Origin of the sequence: Vibrio sp. MMG023, assembly GCF_021654215.1 — a bacterium.
Taxonomy (GTDB): domain Bacteria; phylum Pseudomonadota; class Gammaproteobacteria; order Enterobacterales; family Vibrionaceae; genus Vibrio; species Vibrio jasicida.
Genome location: NZ_JAKFZP010000004.1, coordinates 695,477 through 704,446 on the forward strand (window position 1 = coordinate 695,477; position 8,970 = coordinate 704,446).

The following is an 8,970-nucleotide window of genomic DNA, read 5'->3' on the forward strand; positions in this document are numbered from 1 at the left end:
CAACTTTCGGGCTGATTAGCAATGTATTACGACTCAAAGTCGCCATAGATATCGATGGTTAAGTCGCGCTTTTTCAGATATTTGCTCGGCGTTTTTCTTAGCTGATGTTTGAGGGTACGAATCAAATGCGATTGGTCACTGAAACCAAATTGTTGTGAGAAACTCGCCCAATCAATCGCTTCTTGTTGCTTGTAGAGAGTCAAAATCATCTGCTCCAGACGCGCCATTTGTTGATACTGCTTAACGCTCAACCCCACCACTTGCTTGAAACTGCGCTCAAGCGTTCTGCGAGAACAAGCGCACTGTTTGGCTATCTCATCAATATCCATCGCTAACTCAGGTGAGCGTAGCGCTTGAGCGTCCATCACGGACACCGCTTTTTTCGATGCCAAAAACGGTTTGGTACGGCAAGGTTCGATATCTAACGCATCTAGATGTTGTTTGATGTAGTTCAGCAAACATTGCGGTGAATCTTGCAACTCTAGCAGCCATAACCCTTGTTGAAAGCGCACATCAAACGCCGTGTTGAGCCAATCAAACCATTCGCATTGGTTAATTGCGCTAACTTGGGATACATCACTAAAAAGTGACTCAATGGCATATAAACCCTCTGGGCGAAAGGTGATACCAATACGCTTGATGGGAGCCGTATCTTCCAACAGCAGCAAGTGTTCGTTAGCCGTTAATAAATGGCAGCCTTTGCCAGTAAGCTTTGTGTCTCCCGTGTCGTAGCTGTAGCCTTGCTCTGGTGGCGTAAAGAGTAAATGAGCACGCGGGTTTGGGATAAGGTGCGGCTTGGGGTCAATGACTTCACCCTCTGGCACTTCCAAGTACCAAATTTGATGAATGAGCCATTCGTACTCTGGCAGAGACTGTTTCCAAGCTATCATGATTGTCCTAGCGGTTAGTAAAGATAATGAGCGCAACGTTTTTGCTTAAACATCTGTTCGTTGAGTGTGACTGATTGACGCTCATCTCGCCACGCATTTCTCACTGTACTCCCTTGCAAGCTTGTTGGATTGCGGTAGGCTTTGAGCAGAGAATACAAGCTGAACAGAACAAGGAAATCCCCCGATGCGCGTCGACTACCACCAACGACTGGTTCCTGTGATTCGTTATTTAGAACAACACTTTAATGAACCACTCAACTTGCCAGAAGTGGCCGCGCTGGCGAACCTTTCCCCTTATCACTTTCATCGTACCTTCAAAGCCGTGCAAGGCGAGACATTGGCTGATTTCATTCGACGTTTACGTTTAGAAGCCGCCGCCGATGACTTATTCAAATCCAAGCAACCGGTATTAAACATTGCCCTAGAGTACGGATTTTCTAGCTCACAGAGCTTAGCCAAAGCCTTCAAACAACATTATGGCGTTACACCTACGGCCTTTCGTGACTGCGAAAACTATCAGCAATTTTCTGAATTAGCACGAAACAGCAAGATTGGACACACGTTGCGCAAGAATGGAAACGAAGTGACACCAAGCGATTCATATACTGGCTCTGAACTCACCAAATGGAGCACGACAATGGAAACGCAGAACTTTGAAAAAGCAAAACTGGCTTACATTCGCGTAAACGGCCCCTACGGCCAAGGCTATGAAGAGCCGTCATGTCGCCTGTATCAATGGGCAGGAATGAAAGGTTTGGCAGGCAATACCTGCATCTTCATCTACCATGACAATCCTGAAATCACGCCAGACGAGAAGTGCCGCACTGATATCTGCTTGATGGTGCCAGATGATACCGAAGTTCCGAAAGGCATTGAGCTGCAAGACTTCCCCGGCGGTCAATATGCGGTGATGTGCCAGCACATTACTGACCCAAGCCAATACTCAAAAGCGTGGGATGATGTCATGAGCAAGGTAATTGAATCCGGTATTGAGAACGACGACCGCCCTTGCTTCGAGCTTTACCACAGCTTCGACCCACAAACGCACCATGCAGACGTTAGCTTCTGCACCGCGATCAAATAAACCAAAAGCCTGCATCGTTGCAGGCTTTTTCATTTCTTACTCTGGTTGCTTAAATTCGTTCTTCCAAACGCTGTTTATCTTTTAATCCAATTACTTAGAACACGAACGAACACCTCAATATTTTCGTGATCCTACTTCGCGTTTTGACCACGCGCGTTCATTCGCTCGGCTGAGTTGGGATTCATTTCACAGATTATTCATGAAGCGAACCTAGACTGAAAAAATCCCATCGACCCCGTTCGACCTATAACGCTAGGCACAATAAAAACTAGGTACTACAGCACCTCTAGGACATTCCATGAAGAAGAACTTACTTGCCATTGCTCTTGGTAGCGTGATTGCGCTGACTGCTGCCCCATACTCTATCGCGGCTAACGATGCTGCCGTCCAATCTTCCGCCGACTACTCACAGATCGTCACCAAACGTCAGGTTGTCGACCAACTTCTCAACGACGCGGTACAGGCATTCAAATCCCCTGCGCGTATCTCGCATGCGGGTTTTACCGCCAAAATGCCGAGCAATATGGAGATTGTTACCGACCGCTTACTAGAAGCCTACAAACTTGAGCCGTACCGCACTGACCTACTGATATCTGCAGCAAACGCGCAGATCTACAACAAGAATGCAGACCGCGCGATTGAACTGTTTGAACAAGCCCTTTCTGTTGCGCCAGACGATGTGGATTTGCACGCCTATTTAGCAGTGTGGCAACGCTTTGAGGGCAACCAAGCAGAATCAGCAAAACACATGGCGACGCTCACTAAGCTCAATGCAGGTAAAGCCGCAGACATCCAACGCATCTTCGACACCGTAGACCGCGTGCTCGCCACACCACTAAAAGAGAAAGCCGACAAAGGCAAATTGGATGACAAAGGTGCAATCGTCACATTGGGATACGCGCTGAACCCAGATGGTTCTATGCACCAGATCTTAGTTGAGCGTTTGGAAACCACGTTAGCCATGGCGAAAGCAAACCCAGACGCGTTGATCGTATTGACGGGCGGCGTACCGAAGAACCACAAAACCGAAGGCAAGTTAATGGCGGATTGGCTGATTGAAAAAGGCATCAGTAAAGATCGCATCATTGAAGAAAACTACGCCACCAGCACGGTAGGTAACGCCCTATTCAGCAGCTACGCGTTGGCGCGTCATAACATCAAACACGCGACCATCATCAGTTCCGCGAGCCATGTGCGCCGTGGTCAAACCTTGTTTGAAATCGCAAGCTGGCAAACTGGCCCACAAGGCATCACTTTCGACACCGTAAGCTACCCAGATAAGCCACTGAAAGACTTAGCCAAAGCCAGCGATAGTGAGCTGCTTGGTATCTACCGCGATGCACTGCGTACTTACGGCATGTGGAGCTACCGTTCCTACCCGCTAGAGTCGCGTTAAGTATTCTCGACTCATACCAATCAAGAAAGCCTGCGTACTTGCAGGCTTTCTTGTCTTTGTGCAGTGGTTGAAACCGCTTAAATTGCTTCGCCGTTTACCGTTACTGCCACATCAATGTTGCCACGAACTGCGTTTGAATATGGGCAAACTTGGTGTGCAATGCGCGTTAGCTCTAGCGCTTGTTCTTGTGGCATGTCTAGCTCTACCGCTAGGCTCACTGTTAGTGCAAAGCCACCGTTGTCGTTAGGACCGATGCCCACTTCCGCTGTTACGGGTGCGCTTTTCAGGTTTACTTTACCTTCACGCGCTACGTGCAAAATCGCGTTAGAAAAACACGCTGAATAACCCGCTGCGAAAAGCTGTTCTGGGTTAGTTGCTGCGCCTGTGCCGCCCATTTCTCTCGGGTATGACAGTTCTAGATCAAGAAGACCGTCATCAGTTTTTACTTGACCATTACGACCAGCCAAAGCGGTAGCTTGAGTTTTGTATAGAGTAGTCATGCGAGTGTCCTTCTTAATTTAAGTTGTGCGCAATTTAATTGCTTGCAATCTTATATCGAAGTGAAGATAGTTTGCAACTATATTGTGCACAATTTATTTTATGACTCTCTTTCTCCGTGAGCAGGTAGGCAACGCCAATGAGCCAGTGTTACACCGACAACACCATGACCAACGACGATAAACTCTTACTCGAAAACCAAGTTTGCTTCCCGCTCTACAGCGCAGCAAATGCAGTGATCCGAGCTTACCGCCCGTTGTTGGACGAGCTTGATCTGACTTATTCGCAATACTTAGTGATGATGGTGTTGTGGGAGAAAGACGGTGCCAGCGTGAAAGAGCTGGGATCACAACTGCATTTGGACTCAGGCACACTCACACCGCTGCTTAAACGCTTAGAAGCAAAAGGCTATGTAGAGCGTGGTCGCAGTGAAACCGATGAGCGCGTTCGCGTACTCAATCTAACCGAGCAAGGTCGTAAACTTAAAGAACAAGCCAAGTCGGTGCCAAACGCCATGATGTGCAAAATCACATTAGAGTTGGATGAAATGATCATGCTGAAGAAGCTGTGTGGCAAAGTGCTCGACAATCTGAGCTAGCAAAATAGAAGCATCCGCTTCCTCACTTCCTATTAGAAAGAGCCTGCCGAGATGCAGGCTCTTTTGATCTTAGCCAGACGATCTACTTCAGTACATCATCAGTATTCTCCATTGCTAATCCGCCTTCATCTTCAATAAAACCTATCAAAGCAAACTCACTTACATCGGATTTCCCTATCAAGTGAAATAGGAAATGGCTATCAATAGGATAGTTACAAGCGATTTTCCTTAAACACACTCCGATGAGAATATACTTTCCGAAAGCAACAACAGCTCAGCTTAAAACATTCAAAGGAAAGTAAATTATGATTAATACTCAAATCAAACCATTTGCAGCTACAGCGTACAAAAACGGCGAATTCGTTGAAGTAACAGAACAAGACGTTCTAGGTAAATGGGCAGTATTCTTCTTCTACCCAGCAGACTTTACGTTTGTATGTCCAACAGAACTGGGCGACCTAGCAGACCACTACGAAGAGCTACAAAAACGTGGCGTAGAAGTTTACTCAGTATCAACTGACACACACTTCACTCACAAAGCATGGCACGACAGCTCAGACACAATCGGTAAGATTCAGTACTACATGCTTGGCGACCAAACAGGCAACATCACAAACAACTTCGGTGTGATGCGTGAAGGTCAAGGTCTTGCAGACCGTGCAACGTTCCTAATCGACCCAGAAGGTACTATCCAAGCAATGGAAATCACTGCTGAAGGTATCGGTCGTGACGCAGAAGACCTACTACGCAAAGTGAAAGCAGCTCAATACGTAGCAGCGCATCCAGGCGAAGTTTGCCCAGCTAAATGGAAAGAAGGTGAAGAGACGCTAGCTCCATCACTAGACCTAGTTGGCAAAATCTAAGCCACTGAAATTTAAGTTCTAATCAGTTCCCGATTTCCTTTTTCTGATTAGAACTGAATTAGAGAGCACTTCAGGTTAGATACCTTGACGACCTTCTGCCTGATTTGCTCTCTCCCCCTCAGGTTTTATCTACAGTAACCACTTTTTATTACCTATCTGAATAAGTAGGTGTGCAGTAATTGCGTAGAAAAAATCGTTTAGAACCAGGCATAGATTTTCGATAGCTAGTTCCCCTAACTACAAAATCTATAACGCAGTTATCAACGATTTTGGCTAGCAAGAATGAACAAATACTTGTTTTGATTGGTAACTATTTAATTAAGGTAGTAACAACTATGTTAGACCAAGCGATCCAACAACAACTCAAACAATATCTGGCTAATGTAAAAGAAGAAGTTCGTTTAGTGGTTAGTCTAGATGAAAGCAAAGCATCGAATGACATTTTGTCTCTAGCGAACCAAATCGCAGAGATGAGCGACCTAATCACCGTTGAACGTGACGACAACGCAAGCGCACGTAAACCAGTGATGGCGGTAACTAACCCAGCAAAAGGCACAGCACTACGCTTTGCAGGCTTGCCAATGGGTCACGAATTTACCTCTCTAGTATTGGCACTGCTTCATTCTGGCGGTCACCCAATCAAACTAGAACCAGAAGTGATTGAGCAAATCGCAGCACTAGACAAAGATCTAGACGTAGAAATCTTCATTTCACTGTCGTGTCAAAACTGTCCGGACGTGGTTCAAGCGTTCAACATGATGGCGGCGATCAACCCGAAAGTAAAAGCAACCATGATCGACGGTGGTTTGTTCCAAGATGAAGTGAAACAACGCGACATCATGGCCGTACCAAGCGTATTTGTGAACGGTGAGCTATTCGGTCAAGGCCGTATGTCTCTGACTGAAATCCTAAACAAAGTGGATGATGGCGCGAGCGAGAAAGCCGCGAAAGCACTAAGCGAAAAAGACCCATATGACGTACTTGTTGTCGGCGGTGGTCCTGGTGGTAGCGCAGCTGCTCTATACGCCGCTCGTAAAGGTATTCGTACTGGCGTTGTTGCTAAACGTTTTGGTGGTCAAGTTATGGACACCATGGCAATCGAGAACTTCATTTCGGTAAAACGCACTGAAGGTCCAAAACTGGCAACAGACCTAGCAGAACACCTAAAAGAATACGACGTAGACGTCGTGACTGAGCAACAAGCTGAGAAGCTAATGGGCGCAGCACACACAGAAGACGGCTTGATTCACATCCAACTTGAAAGTGGCGCAACGCTGAAAAGTAAGAGTGTAATCCTTAGCCCTGGTGCACGCTGGCGTGAAATGAACGTTCCGGGTGAGCAAGAGTACCGTAACAAAGGTGTCGCGTACTGCCCACACTGTGACGGTCCACTATTCAAAGGTAAGAAAACTGCAGTTATCGGTGGTGGTAACTCAGGCATCGAAGCCGCTATCGACCTCGCTGGTATCGTAGAACACGTAACGGTTCTTGAATTCGCGGACGTACTTCGCGCAGACCAAGTGCTTATCGACAAAGCGAACTCACTACCAAACGTAGACATCATTACGATGGCGCAAACTACTGAAGTTGTAGGTGACGGTACTCGCGTAACAAGCTTGAAGTACAAAGACCGCAACACAGATGAGATCAAAGAGATTGAACTGTCAGGTATCTTTGTTCAAATCGGTCTAGTACCAAACACAGAATGGCTAAAAGATTCAGAAGTAGCGCTATCTGAGCGCGGCGAGATTGAAGTCGGTAGCCGTGGCGATACTAGCCTAGAAGGTGTGTTCGCAGCCGGTGACGCAACAACCGTTCCTTACAAACAGATCATCATTGCGATGGGTGAAGGTGCAAAAGCAAGCTTAGGCGCATTTGACTACCTAATCCGTAAGCAAGGCTAATCTCCAATTTCTTGAGCACAAAGCGCACGGTGCTGTGTTTTCTTCCCCGGAAAACCAATCGGGGCACCGTGACAGCGATGAGTAACAAGAAATAAAATCAAAAATCCTAGAAGCCCAAAGACTTTGCCAGCAGGTATTAACTGCTGGCTTTTTTGGTTTTGGGGGGCTTTCTTGACTCGATGATACTGGATTACTGCCGTTTAGAGACTGAGATATCTTCATAAACCTAGTATTTTTTAGCTAGGGATATTGCCAAGGTAACGGTAGATCCAAGTACATACATAACCCAGCTATAACAACCACGCTTAGTGTCTTCCAAGAAAATTTTATACACACTGTTTTTGTTCGAATTTCTAGAAGCACAATAAACTCCTCCATTACATTGTTTGTACGGACATTATGTGCAACAAGAACTAATTGTTCTGGACAGAGAAGTCATAATTTTACCTTTTTTGTCCAAGCAACTTAGATGTTTTCCTTTAAGCGTTTTACATCTAGGTACCTTCGATAATCCTTACTCAGGGCTTCAGCACTTTCAAAACTATCTTCAGAACTTTTACCGGAGTTGAAAACCATCTCAGAGAACTTAATAAATCCACTGCTTTGACCGCTTTGCGGGGACTGGTATGTTATCTGCTGCCATACTCGTTCAATTCGCTTCCAATAAAAGCCTCTTTTTTTGGCTGCCCGTCCTTTTTTCTGTACGTCACTCTTAGTGATACTTACAGCCCGAGTTAGATGGTTTAACTCTATCTGAGGGTCATAGTACGTAAACGTATTGGTTTTAAATTCACCACTCCGTACATATGGTGAATGCATCAAATAAGCAATCTCATCAAAGGTGTTTGGAGCCGTATTTTTTAATGACTCAAACTTCGTTATCAGACTTCTTAATTCAGTTTCTATATCTTCCAAATGGGGAATCAGACCGTAGTTGGACGAGGGGGCTTTCCAGTAATGATATTCAATCGCCAAGTCCAAAACGCACTTTTTCAACTCTTCTGGTGTATGTTCTGATCGCAGCTCTTCTAACATTGCTAGTGCATTGCTTGATCTATTTTTTTCTAGATATCGAATGTGTTCTTTTCCAATCCCATGCGCAAAAGTGTATGCTCGCATAACTGCTTTTTTCTGCTCTTCGTCAAACAATTACGTTCACCCTTTACTTCAATTTTCCTATTACTCATCAAAGTACACGCGAATTCCAAATTAGGTCAAATTAAGTTCCGTCAAATGTTTCAATTAATCAAAACATCAAAACACCAGTATCACAGTACGCTTCAAGCAGACTCTAAGTAATCGCTGAGGCTCCTTCAGAATGACGGAGAGAAAGCACTGAGCTCACAGCAGAAAAGAACACTCTCCCCCTTGATAACCACATTCAAATGCTTGGCAAACTATGTCGAGAAAAGGGGGAGTTGGAGGGGGTTGTAAGCATCGAACCCAACATTCAGATTCAAACCAACAACCCCACCTAACCTCCCCTTATGTCAAACTCCAAAGCTCTCAACACTCCGAGAACAAAGGGGAGGGACTGGTTCTGCATTTGCGGATAATTCAATTCACAACGCAACGTCACAACGCGCTGAAAACAGATTCTGAATAATCGCTTAGGCTCCTTCAGAATGACGGTGGGAAACATTGAGCTCACAGCAGAAAAGGACACTCTCCCCCTTGATAACCGCATTCAAATGCTTGGCAAACCATGTCGAGAAAAGGGGGAGTTGGAGGGGGTTG

The 8,970-nt window shown here is 45.8% G+C and carries 8 protein-coding genes; 5 read left to right on the forward strand and 3 right to left on the reverse strand.

The window, feature by feature from the left end; genetic code table 11:
* Nucleotides 1–26: 26 nt before the first annotated feature.
* The gene (locus tag L1076_RS16560) at nucleotides 27–890 is read right to left on the reverse strand and encodes an AraC family transcriptional regulator (RefSeq protein ID WP_237304053.1); all 864 of its coding nucleotides are present in this window, start codon (nucleotides 888–890) and stop codon (nucleotides 27–29) included.
* Between the two features lie 184 nt (nucleotides 891–1,074).
* On the opposite strand from L1076_RS16560, the gene L1076_RS16565 reads away from it, so the two are divergent.
* On the forward strand, nucleotides 1,075–1,974 hold the full coding sequence (locus L1076_RS16565; protein ID WP_237304054.1) for an AraC family transcriptional regulator: 900 nt from the start codon (nucleotides 1,075–1,077) through the stop codon (nucleotides 1,972–1,974).
* Between the two features lie 298 nt (nucleotides 1,975–2,272).
* On the forward strand, nucleotides 2,273–3,370 hold the full coding sequence (locus L1076_RS16570) for a YdcF family protein (protein WP_042600224.1): 1,098 nt from the start codon (nucleotides 2,273–2,275) through the stop codon (nucleotides 3,368–3,370).
* 77 nt (nucleotides 3,371–3,447) lie between these two features.
* On the opposite strand, the gene L1076_RS16575 is transcribed toward L1076_RS16570, so the two are convergent.
* Nucleotides 3,448–3,870 carry an organic hydroperoxide resistance protein gene (locus L1076_RS16575; protein WP_237304055.1) on the reverse strand — a complete coding sequence of 141 codons (423 nt, stop codon included), beginning with the start codon at nucleotides 3,868–3,870 and terminating at the stop codon, nucleotides 3,448–3,450.
* A 137-nt stretch (nucleotides 3,871–4,007) separates the two neighbouring features.
* Here L1076_RS16575 and L1076_RS16580 point away from each other — a divergent pair, with 137 nt between their 5' ends.
* The 3 genes from L1076_RS16580 (at nucleotide 4,008) to ahpF (ending at nucleotide 7,233) form a co-directional block, all read left to right on the forward strand.
* Complete coding sequence (locus L1076_RS16580) at nucleotides 4,008–4,466, forward strand: MarR family transcriptional regulator (protein WP_237304056.1); 459 nt, start codon at nucleotides 4,008–4,010, stop codon at nucleotides 4,464–4,466.
* Nucleotides 4,467–4,771: 305 nt separating this feature from the next.
* Nucleotides 4,772–5,329 carry an alkyl hydroperoxide reductase subunit C gene (gene ahpC, locus L1076_RS16585; RefSeq protein WP_005374632.1) on the forward strand — a complete coding sequence of 186 codons (558 nt, stop codon included), beginning with the start codon at nucleotides 4,772–4,774 and terminating at the stop codon, nucleotides 5,327–5,329.
* A gap of 335 nt (nucleotides 5,330–5,664) precedes the next feature.
* Nucleotides 5,665–7,233 carry an alkyl hydroperoxide reductase subunit F gene (gene ahpF, locus L1076_RS16590; protein ID WP_005374617.1) on the forward strand — a complete coding sequence of 523 codons (1,569 nt, stop codon included), beginning with the start codon at nucleotides 5,665–5,667 and terminating at the stop codon, nucleotides 7,231–7,233.
* 465 nt (nucleotides 7,234–7,698) lie between these two features.
* Here ahpF and L1076_RS16595 read toward each other — a convergent pair whose 3' ends face one another.
* Complete coding sequence (locus tag L1076_RS16595; RefSeq protein WP_237304057.1) at nucleotides 7,699–8,382, reverse strand: hypothetical protein; 684 nt, start codon at nucleotides 8,380–8,382, stop codon at nucleotides 7,699–7,701.
* Between the last annotated feature and the right edge of the window lie 588 nt (nucleotides 8,383–8,970).